This window comes from Streptomyces sp. NPDC090442 (genome assembly GCF_044769405.1).
Lineage (GTDB): Bacteria > Actinomycetota > Actinomycetes > Streptomycetales > Streptomycetaceae > Streptomyces.
In genome coordinates this window covers 78,499-98,365 of sequence record NZ_JBIVXW010000031.1, presented here as the reverse complement: position 1 = coordinate 98,365, position 19,867 = coordinate 78,499, and the positions used below count along the sequence as shown (strand labels likewise).

Sequence of the window (19,867 nt, the reverse complement as noted above, 5' to 3'; positions counted from 1 at the left end):
GATGACGCAACCCGATGACAGAACGGGTCGCGGGCGGGGTACGGGTGTTCCCATGACGCAGCCTTCGAGTCCGTCGCCCACCGCCACCTACCGGCTGCAACTCCAGCCGAACTTCCCGTTCGCCGCGGCCGAGCGCGCCGTCCCGTACCTCGCGGCCCTGGGGGTGTCCCATCTCCACCTCTCCCCCGTATTGGAGGCGGCGCCCGGGTCCACCCACGGATACGACGTGACGGGCCACGCGACCGTACGGGCCGAACTGGGCGGCGAGGACGGGCTGCGGGCGCTGGCGGCGACGGCCCGGGCGCACGGCCTGGGGCTGGTCGTCGACCTGGTGCCCAATCACATGGCGGTGCCCACGCCGCTGTCGCTGAACGGGCCGCTGTGGGAGGTGCTGCGCGAGGGGCCGGCTTCGCCGTACGCGCGCTGGTTCGACGTCGACTGGGACGGCGGCCACGGGGGCCGGCTGCTGCTGCCCGTCCTGGAGGGGCGGATCGGGGACGAGCTGCCCCGGTTCCGGGTGGCGGGCGGGCTGCTGCACTACGGGGAGCAGGTCTTCCCGCTGCGCCCCGGTACGGAGCGGCTGCCGCTGGAGCGCCTGTTGGAGGCGCAGTGGTACCGCCTCGCCTGGTGGCGGCTGGCCCGCACCGAGCTCAACTACCGGCGGTTCTTCACCATTTCGGAGCTGATCGGGGTGCGCGTCGAGGACCCGGAGGTGTTCGACGCGACGCACCGGACGGTGTTGCGGCTGGTCCGGGAGGGCGTCGTCGACGGGTTGCGGATCGACCACCCGGACGGGCTGGTGGACCCGGGCGGCTACCTGGCGCGGCTGCGCGGCGGCAGCAAGGGGTGTTGGACGGTGGTGGAGAAGATCCTCACCGGTGCGGAGCGGCTGCCGGACGGCTGGGCGTGCGCGGGCACCACCGGCTATGACGCGCTGCGCCACATCGACGGGCTGTTCGTCTGCCCGCAGGGCGTCGGGCGGCTGTTCTCGCACTACCGCGACTTCGTCACCCCGCTCGCCGACGAGGGCGGCGACTGGGAGGAGACGGTGCGCCGGGCCGCCTACGAGGTCGTCGCGCACGAACTCGCCTCGGAGGTCGAGCGGTTGGTGCGGACCGCGGCCCGGATCAGCGACCGGGTGCCGCGGCCGGGCGACCACGCGCCCTGGGCGCTGCGGCAGGCGGTCCGGGAACTCCTGGTGCGGCTGCCGGTCTACCGCCCGTATGCCGGGGACACCACGGACGCCGCCCGGGCCGCGGCGGACGCGGCGATGCTGGGCAACGCGGCCGAACGGGCCCGGGCCACCTTCCGGGTGCCGGAGGAGGCCGCGGCGGTGGACCTGGTCCACGACCTGGCGCTGGGGCGGTTCGCCTCCAGTGGGGAGGGTGGGGACGATCCGCCGGACCCCGATGTCGCGGGCTTCGCGGCCCGGTTCGCGCAGACCGCGTCCGCGCTGCACGCCAAGTCCGTTGAGGACACCGCCTTCTACCGCTATCCGGTGCTGTTGTCGGCGTGCGAGGTCGGGGGCGATCCCGGGGAACCCGCGCTGGGGCCCGGGACGTTCCACGAGTGCTGCGCGCGGATGCAGCGGGACTGGCCGGAGAGCGGCACGGTGCTCTCCACCCACGACACCAAGCGCAGTGCCGATGTGCGGGCCCGGATCGCGGTGTTGTCGGAGTGTCCGGACCGGTGGCGGGACGTTCTCGGGATGGTGACCGACGGGAGGGAGGACGCGGACGATGTGGTTCCAGTGGATCCGATGGTGTCGTGGACGGCCTGGCAGACCGCCTTCGGCCTGGGCGCGTCCGCCGCCGGGGAACCCACGGCGGAGCGGCTGACGCCCGCGGTCCTCAAGGCCGTGCGGGAGGCCGGGCTGCGCACGTCCTGGACGGAGCCGGACGCGGTGTACGAGGAGATGGTGGCGGAGTTCGTCCGCAGCGGGCCGTGCGGTCCGGCGGCCGGTCAACTGGCCGCGCTGGAGGCCGAGCTGGCCCCGTTCGTCCGGGCCAACGTGCTGGGCGCGGCGCTGCTGCACCTGACGATGCCGGGGGTCCCCGACCTCTACCAGGGCACCGAGCGGGAGTACGCGGCGCTGGTCGATCCGGACAACCGGCAGCCCCCGTGGTTCGAACCGGGGCTGCTCGCCAGTTTGGACGCCGGGGCCGCGCCGATCGATCTGTCCGCGGAGAAGCTGCTGTTGACGGCCACCGCGCTGCGGCTGCGGCGGGCACACCCGGAGTGGTTCGGCGCCGCCGCGGCGTACGAGCCGCTGGTCGCGGAGGGGCCGGCGGCCGAGCACTGCGTGGCCTTCGTCCGCGGGGGGCGGGTGGCGACGGCGGTGACCCGGCTGTCGCTGCGGCTGCGGGAGACCGGCGGCTGGTGGGACACCGTGCTGCGGCTGCCCGCGGGCGGCGACTGGCGCGAGGCGCTGACCGGCCGCGCGCTGGCGGGCGGGACGGCGGTCGGGGTGGCGACCCTGCTCGACCGGTGGCCGGTGGCCCTGCTCGTGCGGGAGTAGTGGGAGGTAGTGCAGGCGCCGTAATGACGTTGCGTCAATCGTCGTACCTGGTATGCCACATGGCCGTCGCGCTCACCGACGGGGGCGTACTCGTGCGGCATCAGGCGGACCGGGTCCGCTGGCGGACGGCATGCGGGCCACCGTCGAGGCCGGGCCGCCCGGCCGCTCAGCGCTCCCCCAGCCCCCGGCGCTCCGTGAGGACGTAGTCGACCTCGCCGAACCTTATGTGGTCGCCGGGCCCGACCTGGATCTCCCCGACCAGTCGACGGCCGTTGACGCAGGTGCCGTTGGTCGAGCCGAGGTCGCGCAGCATCCAGCCGTTGCCCTCGCTGCGCAGCTCGGCGTGGTTGCGGGAGACCGTCTCGTGGTTGAGCCGCAGGCCGACGCCCGGCGCCCGCCCGATCCGCAGCGGGAACGGCCCGGGCTCGGGCAGCAGCAACTTCGGCAGCCGCTCCGTGCGCCAGGCCCGGCGCACCCGGAGGTGGAACGCCGACACCCGGCCGACCGCCCGCAGCACCAGCCCCTGCACCTTGCCGCGGTCCTCCAAGTCCGCCGTGGCCAGCGCGAGTTCGGAGTGCTGCTGGGCGCTCAGGACGAGTTCCAGTCGGCGCAGGAAGGTGTCCTGGGACAGCCGTCCCTCCGCCGCGCCGTCGCGCAGCAGCTCAAGGGCGCGTTCCCGGTCGGCGTCCGAGGGCCGCGCGGGGAACTGGAGCGAAGTCATGGCGCAATTGTCCGGCCTGCGGTGACTCGGTGTCCAGGCGATGTCGGTGCGCCGCCGCGCCATGTCCTTTCGTCCGGAGCGGCGGCGTGCTTTCGTCGTCCGCAGCGGGGCCGCCGGGCCGGGAGACGACCGGCCGGAGCAACGAAGGAGGACAGCCGTGCTGTTCGAGGTATGGGCGCCGAACGCCGGGCGGGTCGCCCTCCAGTGGGCCGGCGACCGGTCCGGCCAGCCACCGGTCCCGTTGGATCGCGCCCCCGACCGGCCCGGTTGGTGGCGCGCGGAGGCGGCTGCCCAGGAGGGCGACCGCTACGGCTTCCGGATCGACGGCGGGCCGCCCCGGCCCGATCCGCGCGCCGCCCGGCTGCCGGAGGGCCCGGGCGGGCCCGGCGCGGTCGTCGACCACGCGCGCTTCGCCTGGCGGCACCCGTGGCCCGGCCGCCCGCTGCCCGGCGCGGTCCTCTACGAGCTGCACATCGGGACGTACACCCCCGAGGGCACCTTCGACGCGGCCGCGGACCGCCTCGGCCACCTCGCGGACCTGGGCGTCACCCACGTCTCCCTGATGCCGGTGTGCCCGTTCCCGGGGCGGCACGGCTGGGGCTACGACGGGATCGCGCCCTGGGCGGTGCACGAACCGTACGGCGGCCCGGACGGGTTGAAGCGGTTCGTGGACGCCGCGCACGGCCACGGGCTCGGGGTGGTCCTGGACGTCGTGCACAACCACCTCGGCCCGTCGGGCAACCATCTGCCGGAGTTCGGCCCGTACTTCACCGCCGCCCACCAGACGCCCTGGGGGGCGGCGGTCAATCTCGACGCCCCCGGTTCCGACGAGGTCCGCGCCTATCTCGCGGGGAGCGCGGTGAGTTGGCTGCGGGACTACCGGATCGACGGGCTCCGGTTGGACGCGGTGCACGCCCTGCACGACGACCGCGCCGAGCACTTCCTGGCCGAACTGTCCGCCGCCGTGGACGCGCTCGCCGCCCAACTGCGCCGCCCGCTCTTCCTGATCGCCGAGTCCGACCGCAACGACCCGCGCACCACCGCGCCGCGGGCGACCGGCGGCCTGGGCCTGCACGGCCAGTGGAACGACGACTTCCACCACGCCCTGCACACCGCGCTGACCGGTGAGTCCCACGGCTACTACGCCGACTTCGCCCGCGCCCCGCTCGCCGCCCTTGCCAAGACCCTCACCGGCGGCTTCTTCCACGACGGCAGCCACTCCAGCTTCCGCGGCCGCCGCCACGGCGCCCCCCTGGACCTGCGGACGACGCCGCCGCACCGGCTGCTCGCCTACGCCCAGACCCACGACCAGATCGGCAACCGCGCCCACGGCGACCGGCTCACCACCACGCTCTCCCCCGGCCTGCTGGCCTGCGCCGCCGCGCTGGTGCTCGGCTCCCCGTTCACCCCGATGCTCTTCATGGGCGAGGAGTGGGGCGCCCGCACCCCCTGGCAGTACTTCACCGACCATCCGGACCCGGAGCTGGCGGAGGCCGTACGGGCCGGCCGGCGCCGCGAGTTCGCCGCCCAGGAGGGCGCCGTGCCCGGGGCCCTCCTGGGCTCCGACTGGCCGGACCCGCAGGACCCCGCCACCCGTGACCGCTGCGTCCTCGACTGGTCCGAGCCGCCGACCGAACCGCACGCCGCCCTGCTGGCCTGGTACCGCACCCTGCTCGCCCTGCGCCGCACCCACCCGGCCCTGACCGACCCCGACCCGGCCCACACCCACCTCACCCACGACGAGGACGCCCGCTGGCTCCTCCTCCGCCGCGGCCCCCTCCACCTGGCCGTCCACCTCGCCCCGCCCGGCACGACCGCGACCATCCCCCTCGCCCCTCTTCCCGCTCCTTCCCCGACCGGAACGCCGCGCTTCCGCGCCGTGACGGGGTGGCCGCACCCCCATCTCCCGGAGGGCGACGGGGTGTTGCGGCTTCCGGGCGAGTCGGTGGCGGTGGTGGAAGAGCCGCGGTCCGAGGCGTCGGCCCATGGGGCGGCACCCGGCTCCCTGGGGGCGCCCCCGGCTACCCCGCGAACTCCTCGATCAGGGAGCTGCAGAAGGCGTCCAGGTCGGCGGGCTTGCGGCTGGTGACGAGGGTGTTGGTGGCCTTGGTGCAGACCACGACCCGTTGGTCGACCCACTCGCCGCCGGCGTTGCGGATGTCGGTGCGCAGGCTGGGCCAGGAGGTGAGGGTGCGGCCGCGGACCACGTCGGCCTCGATCAGGGTCCAGGGGGCGTGACAGATGGCCGCGACCGGTTTGCCGGTCTCGAAGAAGGCGGCGACGAGGGCGACGGCGCGCCGGTCGAGGCGGAGCGCATCGGGGTTCGCGACGCCGCCGGGCAGGATCAGGCCGTCGTAGTCCGCGACGGAGGCGGCGTCCACGGTCACGTCGACGGGGAAGGTGTCGGCCCTGTCCAGGTGGTGGAACGCCTGGATCCGGCCGGGCCCGGTGGAGATCAGCGTCGGGGTTCCGCCGGCGGCGGTGACCGCCTGCCAGGGCCGGGTCAGCTCGACCTGCTCGGTGCCCTCGGGGGCCACCAGGAACGCCGCCTGCATGGGCATGGTGCCGCACTTCCCTTCGTCCCGCGGTCGGTCCCGTCGCCGGCCCGGGCCGGTGGCGAAAACGCCGGTCGGCCGGTGGGATCTCTCCCTACCGACCGACCATAACGGGATGAAAGGGGCGAGTCCCTCTCTGTCGCGGGCCGCCGCGCTATGCGCCGGAGGCCGCCGCGGCCGTCGCCGTGCCCTCCGTTCCCTCCGTTCCGTCCGTTCCGTCCGTGCCGTCGGCGCCCTCCGCGATCTCCGCGTCCACGCCCTCCAGTTCGCGCTCGCTCTCGGCGATCGCGGCCTCTTCGGCCGCGAAGTCGAGGTTGCGGCAGAGCAGGTAGTACAGGCCGCCGCCGACCAGGAGGCCGGGGATGAAGGACAGGTCCGCGCCGCCCAGCGCCTCGGTGACCGGGCCGGTGTAGAAGGACGTGGAGAAGAACGGGACCATCGCGACGAAGCCCGCCACGTAGGCGACGATGCCGCGCCAGGACCAGCGGCCGTAGATGCCGGACGGGTCGAAGATCGCGGTGACCGCGTAGTGGCCGCGCCGGACCCAGTAGAAGTCCACCAGGTTGACCGCCGTCCACGGGATCAGGAAGTAGAGCATCATCAGCACGAAGGTGTTGAAGCTCTCCAGGTAGTTCTCCGGGAGCAGCATCGCCACGGTGAAGACGATCAGGCCGATGGCCACGATGCCGGCGACCCGGATCCGGACGGTCGGCTTGACCTTCCGGAAGGCGTCGACGGCACTGGTGGTGGTGAGCATCGCACCGTACGCGTTGACGGCCATGATGCCGATCAGGGCGACCGAGGAGACGACGACGACGAAGGTGCCGAAGCCGGGCAGGATCGCGTTGCCGACCTGGCGGATGCCGCTGATCGCGTCCGGGTGCGGCAGCGCCGAGGCGAGCAGGGCGCCCAGCGACATCAGCCAGGCCGCGGAGCCGGCGGCGCCGGCGTAGGTCCACCAGATGACCTTGCGGGCGGGGACGTCGCGAGGCAGGTAGCGGGAGTAGTCCGAGACGTAGACGGCATAGCTGATCTGGTAGCCGGCCGCGGCGGAGAAGACCACCAGGAAGGACGTCCAGGAACCGTGCCCGGCGTGGCCGGCGGCCGCGGAGTGCGGGTCGAGGTGGATCAGGGCGCCGACGGTCAGCACGCCGAAGACGACGATCAGCAGGTAGGTGAGCCAGCGCTGCACCAGGTGCAGCAGGTCGTGGCCGACGACGGCGAGCACGATCGCGACGCCGATGATCAGCACGTACCAGAGGGTGGTGCCGCCGGGGAAGACGGTGCGCAGGCCCTGGGCGGCCAGGACGACGTTGAACACGTTGAAGCCGACGTAGACGAAGACCACGGCGGCGAACGGGACGATCGCGCCGCGGATGCCGAACTGGGCCCGCGACTGGATCATCTGCGGCAGCCCCATCCGGGGGCCCTGGTTGGCGTGGAAGGCCATGAAGAAGGTGCCGAAACAGGCGCCGAGGATGACGGCCGCCACGGAGAGCGGCAGGCTCAGGCCGAGGGCCGGGCCGAGGAAACCGGTGACCATCGTGGTCAGCACGAAGTTGCCGGTGAACCAGAAGGGCCCCTGGTGCCACACCTTCCCGTGCCGTTCGCGGACGGGGACGTAGTCGATGGAGCGGACCTCGATCATGCGGGAGCCTCGCCCCTCGCTCGTGTCTTCCATGGGTGCCGTGGGATCCATGGTTACTCCTCGGGCCTGGCAACGGGATATACGGGGAGGGGCCGCGGGCCACCACGGGGGAAAACGGAGGGCGGATTCCGCGGTGGTGTGAAACTAGGCCCCCCGCCGCCAGGACTCGATCGCCCGATCGTCCATTCAATAGATATGTGGTGGACACTATGTCTATGCCCCTGCGTATCTCGGATCTGCTGGCACAGCCCGGTCTCCATCTGTCGCTGACCTACGACGTCCCGCCGGAGCTGCTGTCCCGGACCATCGAGGCGGCGACCGTCTCGGACCTGCTGGTCCCGGGCAAGTGGTTGCAGGGCGGCGAGCTGCTGATGACCATCGGGCTGCTGCTGCCGATGGAGCCGGCCGCCTGCCGGGCGTACGTGCGGGACGCCGCCGAGGGCGGCGCGGCCTGTCTGGCGCTCGGGCTGGGGCAGGGGCTGCCGTACCAACAGGCGCCGGAGCCGCTGGTCACGGCGGCGCGGGAGGCGGGGCTGCCGCTGCTGACGGTGCCGGACGAGGTGCCGTTCATCGCGGTCACCAAGGCGGTCTTCGACGCCCGGGCCGCCGAGCAGCGGGAGGTGCTGCACCGGGCGTTCGCCGCCCAACGGCGGCTGACCGCCGCCGCGGCGACCAGCGACGGGCTCCAGCCGATGCTGGCGGAGTGGACGGCGGCCACCGGGGTCGGCGCCACGGTCCTCGACCCCCTGGGGCGGCAGTTGGCGTCCGCCGAACCGGAGCCGCTCGCACCCCTGGAGCAGGCGCACGACCTGATCGAGCGGGTCGCCGCGCGGGGGCTGCGGGGCAGCGCGAGCAGTACCGCCGGCGGGCGGCAGTTGGAGGTGCAGCCGCTGGGCGCCCGCCGGCTGCGCGGTCTGCTGCTGCTCACCGGGCGGCCCGACGACGCCGCGCGGTCCGTCGTGCCCGGACTGATCTCGCTGCTCTCGCTGGAGTTGGAGCGGCGCCATCTGCGCGACGAGCCGGAGCGCCGGCGACGGTCGGCGCTGCTCTCGGAGCTGCTGGCGGGCGAGGACCTGGCGGCCGAGCGGGCCCGGGACATGCTGGCGTCGGTGGGGCTGTCCGCGGAGCGGGTGCGGGCGGTGGTGGTGGAGGCCGCGCCGGCGACGGGCCCGCGGGGGCCGGGCGGTGCGCCCTCGGCGGCCGGGCTGTCGGAGGCCGCGGCGCAGGAGATGGCGGCGGATCTGGCGCTGGCGATGCCGGGCGGGCTGGTGCGGGTGACCGGTGGGCCGGGTTCCGCGCCGGTGCCGGTGATCGAGGCGGTGGTCGGCGAGGAGTTGGACATCCACGCGGTGCTCGGCCGGTTCGCGCCGCGCTGCCCGGCGGGCATCGGCCCGGCCACCGCGCCGGAGACGGTGCGGGTCTCGCTGCGGCAGGCGACCGGGCTGCTGGCCGTCAGCCGGACCGCAGGGGCGCCCGCGGAGGCCCGGCAGAGCGAGGCCGCCCGGCTGCTGCTGGAGCTCGGCGACCGGCGCACCCTGCACGGCTACGCCGACAGCGTGCTCGGCCCGTTGGACCTGTCCGACAACGGCGAGGAGTTGATCGCCACCCTCGCCGCCTGGTTGGAGACCGGCGGCGCCTGGGACGCCACCAGTCGCCGGCTCGGCGTCCACCGGCACACCGTGCGCAACCGCCTGGACAAGGCGATGGACCTCACCGGGCGCCGCCTCGACGACCCCGACGACCGCTTCGACCTGTGGCTGGCCACCCGCATCCGGCGCGGCGGCGCCCCCTCCCCCGGCCCGCGATGACCGCCGTCGACGGCCCGGGGAGCCCCCTCCCACCGGCCGTCCCGTAGGGGGCTCCCCCACGGCACACCCCCTGGATCCCAGGAGGCGCTTCACTTCTCTCCACGTCACCGTCTTTACTGCTGAGGTGACCTACGAGATCCGCACCTTCGCCCCAGGCGCCGACCACGCCACCGCCGCGCCGGCCCCCGCGTCCCGCGAGGGCCGCTTGGTGGCCGTCAGCGATCTGCACGTCCGGTACGACGAGAACCGCGAGATCGTCGAGCGACTGCGCCCGCAGTCCGACGACGACTGGCTGCTGGTCGCCGGGGACGTCGGGGAGTACGTCGAGGACATCCACTGGGCCCTCTCCCTGCTGAGCAGCCGGTTCGCCAAGGTCGTGTGGGTGCCCGGCAACCACGAGCTGTGGACCCCGACCAAGGATCCGGTCCAGCTGCGCGGCGTGGCCCGTTACGAGCATCTGGTGGAGATCTGCCGGGAGTTGGGGGTGCTCACCCCCGAGGACCCCTTCCCCGTCTGGGAGGGCACCGGCGGCCCGGTCGCCATCGCGCCGCTCTTCGTGCTCTACGACTACTCCTTCCGCATGCCGGGCGCGCGCTCCAAGGAGGAGGCGCTCCAGATCGCGGAGAAGGCCGGGATCGTCTGCACCGACGAGTACTTCCTCCACCCCGACCCGTACCCGTCCCGCGAGGCGTGGTGCCGGGCCCGGGTCGAGGAGACCGAGGCCCGGCTCGCCGCGCTCCCGGAGGACCTGCCGACGATCCTGATCAACCACTGGCCGCTGGTCCGCGAGCCCACCCGTCCCCTGTGGTACCCGGAGTTCGCCCTGTGGTGCGGCACGGAGGCCACCGCCGACTGGCCGCGCCGCTTCCGGGCCGCCACCGTGGTCTACGGCCACCTGCACATCCCCCGGCTGATCATGTGGGACGGAGTGCCGCACCAGGAGGTGTCGCTCGGTTACCCTCGCGAATGGCGGCGCCGCGCCGGCTCCCCCGGCCGCCCGGTCCAGATCCTGCCCGTCGCGACGACCGGAGTCCCCGCGTGATCGAGAAACTGCTCCCCACCCCCATATCGACCGCCGAGTCCTTCACCGACGACCCGGTCGAGGAGATGTTCCCGGAGGAGTTCGCGCTGGTGGCCGGGGCGGTGGACAAGCGGCAGCGGGAGTTCGGCACGGTCCGCAACTGCGCCCGCCGGGCCCTGGCCACGTTCGGCATCGCCCCGGCACCGGTGCTGCCCGGGCCGGGCCGGGCCCCGCGCTGGCCGGACGGCATCGTCGGCACCATGACCCACTGCGCCGGCTACCGCGGCGCCGCGGTGGCCCGGGCGACGGACCTGCGCTCCCTGGGCGTGGACGCCGAACCGCACGCCCCTCTGGACGACCCCGGCGTCCTGTCCCTGGTGACGCTCCCCGAGGAGCGCGCCCAGCTCGCCCAACTCGCCGCGCACCAGCCGGAGATCTGCTGGGAGCGCCTGATCTTCAGCGCCAAGGAGAGCGTCTACAAAGCCTGGTACCCGCTCACCGGCCGCTGGCTCGGCTTCGAGGAGGCCCGCCTCACCCTCGACCCGACCGACGCCACCTTCACCGCCCAACTCCTCGTCCCCGGACCCGTGGTGGACGGCCACCGCCTCGACACCTTCAACGGTCGCTGGCTGATCGGCTCGGGCCTGGTCATGACGGCGGTGACGGTCACGCCGGAGCGTCGGTAGCGGGCCGGCCCTCGCCGCCGCCCCGTCAACCACGCAACTTCCCGCCATCACCACCGTGTTGGCCGCTGGGTGAGCCAACGGCTCGTCACTAAAGTCCCTTTCGGACGGGTCAAGGGCGGTGCCGGCCGCTCCGCGGTGCGGGGCGGCCGGGCGGGTGCGGGGAGGCGTGTGCATGAAGCCGGGGAAGACGCTGTGGCGCTGGCGGAGGAATCCGCTCAGGCGGCCGTCGGACGTCCTGGAGGCGGCCGCCCTGCTCGTCGCCTCGGCACTGGTGGTCGTCGGCGGACCCGCGGTGGGGGTCGGCTCGGGGCTGGCGGCGCAGGACGCCTTCCGGCAGCAGCGCCGGGAGCGTTACCCCGCCACCGCCTTCCTCGTGGACGACGCGCCCGAACGGTCGCCGGGCGCCTTCGCCGGCAACGGGGGCGACAACACCGTGCGCGCCGCCATCCGTTGGCACGACGCGCAGCGCTCCACCCACCGGGGCACCACCCAGGTCGAGGCGGGGCGCAAGGCGGGCTCGGGGATCACGGTGTGGCTGGACGGCACCGGGCGGCTCGCCCATGAGCCGCTCGACCCGGCCGGTGGCGCCGTCGCGGCCACAATGGTCGGCGCGTTGGCGGCGGTCGCCTGGTGCGCCGCGGTGGCCGGCGCCGTCTGGGGCCTCCGGGCATGGCTACGACGCCGGCGCGCCGTCCAGTGGGAACGAGCCTGGGCGAAGGACGGCCCGCGTTGGGGCGACGGGCGGTGGTGAGGGGCACCGGCGGGGAGCGTCAGCGCGGCGAGCGGGGCCCGATCGGCGCCGGGCTCCTGGGCGTGCGGCGGACGCTCCGGATCCGGCGTTGCGCCTCGCCGCCGAGCACCGCGCCCGCCGACATGTGGCCGACCCCTCGGGGTCGCCGGACCCTACGGGTTCTCAGGGTCCTTGGGGTACTCGGGGCTCTCGGGACCGGTGGGGCTGAGACCCCGGGCGGCCTCCGGGGAGGCTACGGCGTGCAGCAACGTCCGCCAGGCGCGGGCGAGTTGTGCCGCGTCCGTGGTGCCGGTGTGGGCGCAGGCCGCCTGGAGGGCGGCGGTCTCCGCCGCGGCGACGAGGCCGACCGCCAGCGCGGTCACCGTTGCCGGGTCCGCCTCCGCCCGCAGCGCACCGTCCTCGTCGGCCCGGGTGCTCGCCGCGTGCAACTCCGGCAGCCACGTCCCGTACCAGCCGTCCCGGCCCCCGTCCTCGCCGCCCAACCGGCTCGCCGCGCGCACGAGGTCGTCCTCGCCGAGCAGCCGCACCAGGAGGTGGGTGAGGTCGATGACCGCCTGGAGCGGGCCGGCCGCACGCTCGACGCCGAGCGCCACGGCCTCGCGGGTGGCCTGGTGGCCCAGTTCGCGGACGGCGTCGGCCAGTTCGCGCTTCGAGGCGAAGTGGAAGGTGATCGACCCCATCGTCACCCCCGCCGCGTGTGCGATGTGGGTGAGGGTGGTGGCGGCATAGCCCCGGCGGGCGAACTCCGCCGCGCCCGCCTCCAGGACGCGTCGCCGCGTCCGTGCGGCTCGTTGCTGGGTCACCGCGTGCCTTTCTTGCTCGGCTGCCGGCCCGCCGGTGCCGGGGCGCCGCGAGCGGCGCACGGAGCGGTGTGCGGGGCGCGACCCCGACGCTCCGGACGCCGCTCGACCGCCGGGTCGGTGCAGGCGCGTACGTTCGGTGGTGCCGTTCTTCGGGTCCCCCGGCCTGGCCGCGGGGAGTTCGGTCGGTTCGGCGGTCGGCCTCAGGGCGTGGCCGGGCCCGCCGCGGGTTCCGGCTCGGACCGCGGTACCGGCGTCCGCCACTCCGGGTGCCCGGCACGGCCCGTCACCGTCGCCCGGAAGGCCGTCGCGATCGCGTCGAACACCGGGCGCTCCGCCGCGAACGGCCGGCCGTCCAGCGAGGCGACCGGCAGCAACTCGCCGGCGGTGCCGGTCAGGAAGACCTCCTGCGCCGCGTGCACCTCCGCGACCTCCACCGGTCCCTCCGTCACCTCCAGCCCCAGGTCGCGGGCGAGGGTCAGCACGGAGTCGCGGGTGATGCCGGCGAGCAGGTTGTCGGTGAGCCACGGGGTGCTCAGCCGGCCCCCGGTGACGAGGAAGACGTTGGCGGTGGTGGCCTCCGCCACCCGGCCGGTGTCGCAGTCGAGTTGGAGCGCGTCGTCGAAGCCGGCGGCCTGCGCCGCGGTCTTGGCCAGCGCCGAGGTGACGTAGGTGCCGACGGCCTTGGCGCGCCGCGGGAAGGACTGCGGCGAGGGGCGGCGCCACGGCGAGACGGTCAGCCGGACGCCCGGTATGGCGGGCGGCTCGGGCGGCGGCGTGGTCACCGGCCAGACCTCCACGCCCAGGGTGAACGGCACGGTGGTCAGGCCGATGCTCACCACCGGGTCGGCGGCGAAGAGCCCGGGACGTACATAGCCGTCGGCGCAGCCGCTGTCGGCCGTGGCGCGCAGCGTCGACCGGCGTAACCGGGGCAGGTCGTACGCGTGGCGGATGCCCAACAGCCGGGCCGAGTCGAGCATCCGCTCCAGGTGGTCGTCGAGGCGGAAGATCGCGGGCCCCTCCGGCGTGGCGTAGCAGCGGATGCCCTCGAAGACGGCGGTGCCGTGCTGGACGCTGCTGCTGCCGAAGGGGATGCCGCGCCCGGGGTCGATGCTCGGGACTCCGGGGCCGTCCCAGTGGGTGTGGACCGAGGTGGCCAGGTTCATCTCGGGTGCTCGCCTCCTTTCACAAGGACCGCGCGTACGGCGCGGGTGGTGTCGTCGGTGGTCGTCGCCCGCGGTCACGGGGATGTTCGGAACGGCACGCACCGCATGCGTGGTACGGCACGCGCTCGGGCACAGCGGAACCCAACGGCAGTGCGGCGGCGGGGGATTTGGGTGCCCGCCGCTCACACGCCTCCCTTCAGGCACGCGCAGAACAAAAGATAGGGCTCTTTATGTGGGTTGGGTAGGGCGCGTTGACGGACGCTCATTTCCTCTTGGCAGACCCGCGATCCGGCCACCGGACGCACACTCGCGTGCCCCGACGCCCCCGCCGGTGTCTCCAAAGTCCGGGCCCGGCCACGGCGTTGCACGCATACGGCCGCGCCCTCCCCGGGGGGCCTACGTGAACCCTGTCGCCCATACCGGAATCGGCGGCGTCATGCCATCCCCCCGCGTGTGGACAGTCACTGGTGCGCGTCTCAGAATCGCGGTGTGCCACTGTGGCGTACTCGTATCCCGCCGATCCGGTCAATATCCGCTATACGGAACGTGACTGGCCGATCGTCACGAGGCGATTCCGGCCACCTTTCCGCGCTCGACGTCGAGCTCGATCGCGGCCGCCGCCTCCGGCGCGGCCAGCGCCGGCAGCAGACAACGCCACATCTCCACCACGCGGTCGGGCAGATCGCGGTGGCCGCTCGCCATCTGGGCGTGCATCTGCGCGCCCGTGCAGGCGTTGACTATCAGGCGGGCGGTGGCCGCCGTGTCGCAGCCGGGGAGGAGTTCGCCGCGCTCCCGGGCCCGGCCCAGCTCCCGCTCGAAGATCCCCGCCCACTGCTGGTGGGAGTTCTGCTCAGAGCCGATAAACTCCTCCTGCTCCATGACAAGTCGGGCACCGGCCAGCAACACCGGGTCCTCCAGGAGCTGATGGGCCCAGGTCAGGGTGATGTCGACGACGCGTTGGAGGCCGGCAGAGGGGCGCGCAGGCAGCACCCGGTCCGGCTGACCCACGACGATCTCGCGGGCCAGCGCCGCCTTGTTCTTGAAATGGAAGTACATCGCCCCCATCGTCAGGCCCGCGCGGTCGGTGATCTTGGTGACACTCGCACCCGCATAACCCTGCTCGGCGAAGACCTCAGCCGCCGCCCGCACTATGGCGGCCCGGGTCCGGAGGGCACGGTCCTGTCGCTGTCGTGGCATGGTGTTTTCCGGTCCGCTCTCGACAGAATAAATAACGTTCTCTATGTTACGGCAGGTGGCTGGTTCAACTCCATCCCCAGTCACACCAGTTGCCGCACACGACGATCACCAGCGTGAGGAGAAGTCGTATGCCCGCCCCCCTAGCCGCCGTCCCGGCGGTCCCCGGGTCGGCCCCGGTACCGGGCCGCCTGGTCCGCAAGCACCTCGACGACGAGGTCCTGATCACCGACTGGCGCCCGGTCTCCGGCACCACTCACCGCGTCACCGCGCACTGGCCGCAGCGGCACGACTTCTACGCCTCGCACGTCGACCGCTACAGCCCCCTGCTGCTGATCGAGACCATCCGTCAGGCGCTCGCCCTGCTCTCCAACGCGGCCTACGAGGTGCCGCTGGAGTACCGGTTGGGCTGGGACTACTGCTCGTGCACCATCACCCCGGCGATGCTCGGCATCCGGCCGGAGGACAGCGGGGCCGCCGTCGAGCTGACCATCACGCACACCCTGCCCACCACCCGCCGCAGGTCCGGTCCGGTGCGCCTGGAGGCGGAGATCAGCGCGGTCCGCGAGGGGGAGCTGTTAGGCACCGCACACCTGCGTTACACCTGCCACCCGCCCGCCCTCTACGACCGGTTGCGCGGTCGGCACGCCGATGCCAAGACCGCCACCTCGCTCGCCCCGCCGCCCGGCACACCGGTGCCGCCCGGACAGGTGGGCCGCACCGCCGAACGCGACGTGGTGCTCTGCCCGACGGGCCAGCCGCGGCGCTGGCAACTACGGGTGGACACCGGGCACTCCGTACTCTTCGACCACGCCCACGACCACCTGCCCGGCATGGTGCTGCTGGAGGCCGCCAGCCAGGCCGTGCAGTACCTCGCGGGGCCCGAGCGCACCAATCCGGTGACGCTGCGCACGCACTTCACGCGCTACACCGAACTGGATGCGCCCTGCTGGATCGAGGCGACGCCGCTGGAGCGGCCGGAGCCCGGCCTCGTCAGCAGCGACATCACCGGCACGCAGAACGGCCAAGTCACCTTCACCACGCACATGGTGGCCCGGCTCTGAGGGGGCCGAGCGCCCGGAAACGGGGTGAGGGGGCCACCATCGGCAGCCCCCTCACCCGTATATGACGGTGCGTCATCTCGCGCGGTGTCGCCCCTCGGGCGAGCCCCGCTACGCGCCGCGGTCGCAACCGCCCGGTGGTCAGGGCGTCATGCGCCCCGTGCCCGCCCGCTGGCCGGCCCGCCACACGGCCGACACCAGGGGCACACCCGGCCGGTAGGCGAGGTGCACGTGCGACGGGGCGTCCAGCACGACGAGGTCGGCGCGGGCGCCGGGCGCGAGGCGGCCGACGTCGGTGCGGCGCAGCGCGCGGGCCCCGCCGGCAGTGGCCGACCAGAGGGCGTCGTCGGGCGTCATGCCCATCTCGCGCACGGCGATGGCGATGCAGAACGCCATGGAACTGGTGAAGGACGAGCCGGGGTTGCAGTCGGTGGACAGCGCCACGGTGGCGCCCGCGTCCAGCAGGCGACGGGCGTCGGGGTAGGGCGCGCGGGTGGAGAACTCGCAGCCCGGCAGCAGGGTGGCGACGGTGTCGCTGTGCGCGAGGGCGTCGACGTCGGCGTCGGTGAGGTGCGTGCAGTGGTCGGCGGAGGCCGCCGCGAACTCGACGGCGAGTTGCACGCCGGGGCCGTGGGAGAGCTGGTTGGCGTGCACCCGGGGCAGCAGGCCGGCGTCCCGGCCGGCGGCGAGGATCGCCCGGGCCTGGTCGCCGTCGAAGGCGCCCTTCTCGCAGAAGACGTCGATCCAACGGGCGTGCGGGGCGCAGGCGTCGAGCATCGGCCCGGTGACCAGGTCGACGTAGCCCGCCGGGTCGTCGGCATATTCGGGCGCGACGATGTGCGCGCCCAGGAACGTGACCTCGTCGGTGTACTGGCCGGCGATCCGCAGGGCGCGGGCCTCCTGGTCGGGAGTGAGGCCGTAGCCGGACTTGGCCTCCAGGGTGGTGGTGCCCTGGCGGAGCGCCTCGGTCACGTGGCGCGCGAGGTTGGCGCCCAACTCCTCGTCGCTGGCCGCGCGGGTGGCGGCGACGGTGGTGCGGATGCCGCCGGCGGTGTACGAGCGGCCGGACATCCGGGCGTTGAACTCCTCGGTGCGGTCGCCGGCGAAGACCAGGTGGTTGTGGGAGTCGACGAAGCCGGGGACGACGGCCCGGCCGCCGGCGTCGTAGACGTGGTCGGCGGCCGGCGCGTGGCGGGCGGGCCCCACCCAGGCGATCTTCGCGCCCTCCATGAGGAGGGCGGCGTCGCGGAGTTGACCCAAGGGGCCGGCGCCGAGGGCGAGGTCGTTCGTCACGAGGTTGCCGATGTGGGTGACGAGGGTGGTCGTGGTGGGGTGCGCTGGTGCCATGCCACCATGTAGCCGCAGGTCGGGGCGGTCGGACTACCGGGCGTGGCGGCGTACTGTCTGGCATCCGAGACGTACCGTCGCGGCGCCTGTGCCGAGCCGGTCGCACTCCTTACGCTCGTCCCATGTCCACTGTGCCCGCCGCCGACCAGGTTCTTTCTATTTTGCGGTACCTTGCCCGCCAGGCCGGGCCGGTACCGGCCGCCGCGATCAGTCGCGACATCGGGCTGCCCCGGTCCACCACGTACCACCTGCTCGACACCCTCGCCCGGCAGGACTTCGTGGTCCACCTGCCGGAGGAGCGGCGCTACGGGCTGGGCGTCAGCGCCTTCGAGCTCGCCTCGGGCTACAGCCGGCAGGCCCCCTTCGAGCGGCTGGCGCGACTGCCGCTGGCCCAACTCGTCGACCGCACCGGGTACAACGCGCACCTCGCGGTGTTGCACGGCCGCGAGGTGCTCTACGTCATCGAGGAGCGCGCGCCGGGCCGGGCGCCGCTGGTCAGCGACGTCGGGGTCCGGCTGCCGGCCCAACTCACCGCCAGCGGGCGGGCGGTGCTGGCGCGGCTGTCCCGGGCGCAGGTGCGCGCGCTCTTCCCCGACCCCTCGGCGTTCGTCACCCGCAACGAGACCGGGCCGGGCTCGCTGTCCGCGCTGCACGAGCTGCTGGTCGAGGTGCGGCGGCGCGGCCATGCGACGGAGGAGGGCGAGGTGACCCACGGCTTCTCGTCGCTCGCCGCCGCCGTCCTCGACCACCGCGCCCATCCGATCGCGGGCGTGGCGGTGACGTTCCCCACCGTGGACGTCGGCGCGGAGGAGCGGCACCGGCTCGCCGGGCAAGTGGCGTGGACGGCGCGCGAGTTGACCCGTCGGGTGGGCGGGGTCGTCGATCCGGGCGCGGCGGCCGGCGGGCCGCCCGAGGCCGGTCGCCGGCAGGTCGGCGACCGGCGTCCCTGAGCTCCGTCGCGGCGGGGAGGAGAGCCACCGCGACGGAACCGGTCGGCTAGCGCAGCGCGCCGACCACCGCCTCGGCCACGGCCAGCGCCTCGCCGCGCGCCACGTACTGGACGGACGCCTCGATCTCGGGCGCCAACCAGCGGTCCGGGCCCGGCCCTTGGACGGTCTTGCGCAGGCCGTCGCGCACGGCCGCGGTGGCCGGGGCCGGCGTCAGCGGCGCGCGCAGGTCGAGTGCGCGGGCGGCGGTGTAGAGCTCGATGGCGAGGACCCGGGTGAGCCCGTCCACGGCGCGGCGCAGCTTGCGCGCGGCGGCCCAGCCCATCGAGACGTGGTCCTCCTGCATGGCGCTGGAGGGGATGGAGTCGACGGAGGCGGGCGCGGCCAGCCGCTTGAGCTCGGAGACGATCGCCGCCTGGGTGTACTGCGCGATCATGTGGCCGGAGTCCACGCCGGGGTCGTCGGCGAGGAACGGGTTCAGGCCGTGGTTGCGGGCCGCGTCCAGGAAGCGGTCGGTGCGCCGCTCGGAGATCGAGGCCACATCGGCGACGGAGACCGCGAGGAAGTCCAACACGCAGGCGACCGGCGCCCCGTGGAAGTTGCCGTTGGACTCCACCCGGCCGTCCGGCGTGACCACGGGGTTGTCGACGGCCGCCGCCAGCTCGCGGCCCGCGACCGTCTCGGCGTGGCCCAGCGTGTCCCGCGCCGCGCCGTGCACCTGGGGCGAGCAACGCAGCGAATAGGCGTCCTGCACGCGGGGGCAGTCGGGGCCGCGGTGGCTGGCGACGATCCCCGAATCCTTCATCAGCGCACGCAGGTTGGCGGCGCTGTCGGCCTGGCCCGGGTGCGGGCGCAGGGCCTGGAGGTCGGCGGCGAAGACCGCGTCGGTGCCGAGCTGGCCCTCGACGCTCATGGCGGCCGCGAGGTCGGCGGTGCGCAGCAGCTTCCGCAGGTCGTGGGCGGCCAGGACGAGCATGCCGAGCATGCCGTCGGTGCCGTTGATGAGGGCCAGGCCCTCCTTCTCCTGGAGCACGACGGGGGTGATGCCGGCCTCGGCCAGCGCCTCGGCGGCCGGCTTGCGCTCGCCCTTGGCGTCCCGCACCTCGCCCTCGCCCATGACGGCCAGCGCGCAGTGCGCCAGCGGTGCGAGGTCGCCGGAACAACCGAGCGAGCCGTACTCGTGAACAACGGGGGTGATACCGGCGTTGAGCAGCGCGGCATAGGTCTGCGCGGTCTCGGTGCGGACGCCGGTGCGACCGGTGGCGAGGGTGGAGAGCCGGAGCAGGAGGAGCGCGCGGACGACCTCGCGCTCCACCTCCTCGCCCGAGCCGGCGGCGTGCGAGCGGACCAGGCTGCGCTGGAGCTGGGCACGCAGGGCGTGCGGGATGTGGCGGGTGGCGAGGGCGCCGAATCCGGTGGAGACGCCGTAGTGCGGGACCACATCGTCGGCGAGGCCCTCGATGACCTCGCGGCTGCGCGCGATCTCCTTCAGGGCGTCCTGGGAGAGCTCCACCGCGGCGTCGTGGCGGGCGACGGAGACGACGTCTTCGGCAGTCAGCGGGCCGATGTCAACAACAGTCATGAGCCCATGAAGCCGCATGTCAGAGCGGGTGTACGAGAGCCCTGGAACGACATGTGTCCGGG

16 protein-coding genes are annotated in these 19,867 nt (G+C 74.0%); 8 read left to right on the top strand and 8 right to left on the bottom strand.

From position 1 onward, the window contains the following. Positions 1–52: 52 nt before the first annotated feature. Positions 53–2,518, top strand: a complete 2,466-nt coding sequence (gene treY, locus ACIQU6_RS22480) for a malto-oligosyltrehalose synthase (RefSeq protein ID WP_403483433.1) — start codon at positions 53–55, stop codon at positions 2,516–2,518. A gap of 166 nt (positions 2,519–2,684) precedes the next feature. Here the strand turns inward: treY and ACIQU6_RS22475 are convergent, their stop codons facing one another. Further along, on the bottom strand, positions 2,685–3,239 hold the full coding sequence (locus tag ACIQU6_RS22475; protein ID WP_403483432.1) for an FHA domain-containing protein: 555 nt from the start codon (positions 3,237–3,239) through the stop codon (positions 2,685–2,687). Between the two features lie 157 nt (positions 3,240–3,396). On the opposite strand from ACIQU6_RS22475, the gene treZ reads away from it, so the two are divergent. Continuing rightward, positions 3,397–5,328, top strand: a complete 1,932-nt coding sequence (gene treZ, locus ACIQU6_RS22470) for a malto-oligosyltrehalose trehalohydrolase (RefSeq protein ID WP_403483431.1) — start codon at positions 3,397–3,399, stop codon at positions 5,326–5,328. On the opposite strand, the gene ACIQU6_RS22465 is transcribed toward treZ, so the two are convergent. After that, complete coding sequence (locus ACIQU6_RS22465) at positions 5,261–5,794, bottom strand: type 1 glutamine amidotransferase domain-containing protein (RefSeq protein WP_403483451.1); 534 nt, start codon at positions 5,792–5,794, stop codon at positions 5,261–5,263. The genes treZ and ACIQU6_RS22465 overlap by 68 nt on opposite strands. A 154-nt stretch (positions 5,795–5,948) precedes the next feature. Next, on the bottom strand, positions 5,949–7,493 hold the full coding sequence (locus tag ACIQU6_RS22460) for a purine-cytosine permease family protein (RefSeq protein WP_403483430.1): 1,545 nt from the start codon (positions 7,491–7,493) through the stop codon (positions 5,949–5,951). Between the two features lie 164 nt (positions 7,494–7,657). Between ACIQU6_RS22460 and ACIQU6_RS22455 the strand changes: the two genes are divergently transcribed. The 4 genes from ACIQU6_RS22455 to ACIQU6_RS22440 all read left to right on the top strand — a co-directional run bounded on the left by ACIQU6_RS22455 (position 7,658) and on the right by ACIQU6_RS22440 (position 11,708). Then, positions 7,658–9,250 carry a PucR family transcriptional regulator gene (locus ACIQU6_RS22455; protein WP_403483429.1) on the top strand — a complete coding sequence of 531 codons (1,593 nt, stop codon included), beginning with the start codon at positions 7,658–7,660 and terminating at the stop codon, positions 9,248–9,250. 124 nt (positions 9,251–9,374) lie between these two features. Beyond that, a complete protein-coding gene (locus tag ACIQU6_RS22450) occupies positions 9,375–10,292 on the top strand; it encodes a metallophosphoesterase family protein (RefSeq protein ID WP_403483428.1) in 918 nt (305 codons plus the stop codon). Next, positions 10,289–10,957, top strand: a complete 669-nt coding sequence (locus ACIQU6_RS22445) for a 4'-phosphopantetheinyl transferase (protein WP_403483427.1) — start codon at positions 10,289–10,291, stop codon at positions 10,955–10,957. Before ACIQU6_RS22450 ends, ACIQU6_RS22445 begins: the two co-directional genes overlap by 4 nt. A 172-nt stretch (positions 10,958–11,129) precedes the next feature. After that, positions 11,130–11,708 (top strand): hypothetical protein, encoded by a 579-nt coding sequence (locus ACIQU6_RS22440; RefSeq protein WP_403483426.1) that lies wholly within the window; start codon positions 11,130–11,132, stop codon positions 11,706–11,708. A gap of 152 nt (positions 11,709–11,860) precedes the next feature. Here ACIQU6_RS22440 and ACIQU6_RS22435 read toward each other — a convergent pair whose 3' ends face one another. The 3 genes from ACIQU6_RS22435 to ACIQU6_RS22425 form a co-directional block, all read right to left on the bottom strand. Then, positions 11,861–12,511 (bottom strand): TetR family transcriptional regulator, encoded by a 651-nt coding sequence (locus tag ACIQU6_RS22435; protein WP_403483425.1) that lies wholly within the window; start codon positions 12,509–12,511, stop codon positions 11,861–11,863. 200 nt (positions 12,512–12,711) lie between these two features. Beyond that, positions 12,712–13,674, bottom strand: a complete 963-nt coding sequence (locus ACIQU6_RS22430) for an aminotransferase class IV (RefSeq protein ID WP_403483424.1) — start codon at positions 13,672–13,674, stop codon at positions 12,712–12,714. A 561-nt stretch (positions 13,675–14,235) separates the two neighbouring features. Next, on the bottom strand, positions 14,236–14,871 hold the full coding sequence (locus tag ACIQU6_RS22425) for a ScbR family autoregulator-binding transcription factor (protein ID WP_403483423.1): 636 nt from the start codon (positions 14,869–14,871) through the stop codon (positions 14,236–14,238). Between the two features lie 128 nt (positions 14,872–14,999). Between ACIQU6_RS22425 and ACIQU6_RS22420 the strand changes: the two genes are divergently transcribed. After that, entirely contained in the window at positions 15,000–15,932 is a 933-nt protein-coding gene (locus ACIQU6_RS22420; RefSeq protein ID WP_403483422.1) for a ScbA/BarX family gamma-butyrolactone biosynthesis protein, read from the top strand. 138 nt (positions 15,933–16,070) lie between these two features. On the opposite strand, the gene hutI is transcribed toward ACIQU6_RS22420, so the two are convergent. Then, positions 16,071–17,276 carry an imidazolonepropionase gene (gene hutI, locus ACIQU6_RS22415; RefSeq protein WP_403483421.1) on the bottom strand — a complete coding sequence of 402 codons (1,206 nt, stop codon included), beginning with the start codon at positions 17,274–17,276 and terminating at the stop codon, positions 16,071–16,073. Positions 17,277–17,398: 122 nt separating this feature from the next. Between hutI and ACIQU6_RS22410 the strand changes: the two genes are divergently transcribed. Then, a complete protein-coding gene (locus ACIQU6_RS22410) occupies positions 17,399–18,226 on the top strand; it encodes an IclR family transcriptional regulator (protein ID WP_403483420.1) in 828 nt (275 codons plus the stop codon). Positions 18,227–18,272: 46 nt separating this feature from the next. Here the strand turns inward: ACIQU6_RS22410 and hutH are convergent, their stop codons facing one another. Further along, positions 18,273–19,805: a histidine ammonia-lyase gene (hutH, locus tag ACIQU6_RS22405; protein ID WP_403483419.1), complete on the bottom strand. Its 1,533-nt coding sequence runs from the start codon at positions 19,803–19,805 to the stop codon at positions 18,273–18,275. Positions 19,806–19,867 lie beyond the last annotated feature (62 nt).

Excerpts from the sequence above, each read along its gene's own strand:
- ACIQU6_RS22420 (WP_403483422.1), top strand. The coding sequence starts at position 15,000 with ATGCCCGCCCCCCTAGCCGCCGTCCCGGCGGTCCCCGGGTCGGCCCCG.
- ACIQU6_RS22475 (WP_403483432.1), bottom strand. The coding sequence starts at position 3,239 with ATGACTTCGCTCCAGTTCCCCGCGCGGCCCTCGGACGCCGACCGGGAA.
- ACIQU6_RS22460 (WP_403483430.1), bottom strand. The coding sequence starts at position 7,493 with ATGGATCCCACGGCACCCATGGAAGACACGAGCGAGGGGCGAGGCTCC.
- ACIQU6_RS22455 (WP_403483429.1), top strand. The coding sequence starts at position 7,658 with ATGCCCCTGCGTATCTCGGATCTGCTGGCACAGCCCGGTCTCCATCTG.
- ACIQU6_RS22465 (WP_403483451.1), bottom strand. The coding sequence starts at position 5,794 with ATGCAGGCGGCGTTCCTGGTGGCCCCCGAGGGCACCGAGCAGGTCGAG.
- ACIQU6_RS22440 (WP_403483426.1), top strand. The coding sequence starts at position 11,130 with ATGAAGCCGGGGAAGACGCTGTGGCGCTGGCGGAGGAATCCGCTCAGG.
- treY (WP_403483433.1), top strand. The coding sequence starts at position 53 with ATGACGCAGCCTTCGAGTCCGTCGCCCACCGCCACCTACCGGCTGCAA.
- hutH (WP_403483419.1), bottom strand. The coding sequence starts at position 19,805 with ATGACTGTTGTTGACATCGGCCCGCTGACTGCCGAAGACGTCGTCTCC.
- ACIQU6_RS22410 (WP_403483420.1), top strand. The coding sequence starts at position 17,399 with ATGTCCACTGTGCCCGCCGCCGACCAGGTTCTTTCTATTTTGCGGTAC.
- ACIQU6_RS22430 (WP_403483424.1), bottom strand. The coding sequence starts at position 13,674 with ATGAACCTGGCCACCTCGGTCCACACCCACTGGGACGGCCCCGGAGTC.
- ACIQU6_RS22425 (WP_403483423.1), bottom strand. The coding sequence starts at position 14,871 with ATGCCACGACAGCGACAGGACCGTGCCCTCCGGACCCGGGCCGCCATA.
- hutI (WP_403483421.1), bottom strand. The coding sequence starts at position 17,276 with ATGGCACCAGCGCACCCCACCACGACCACCCTCGTCACCCACATCGGC.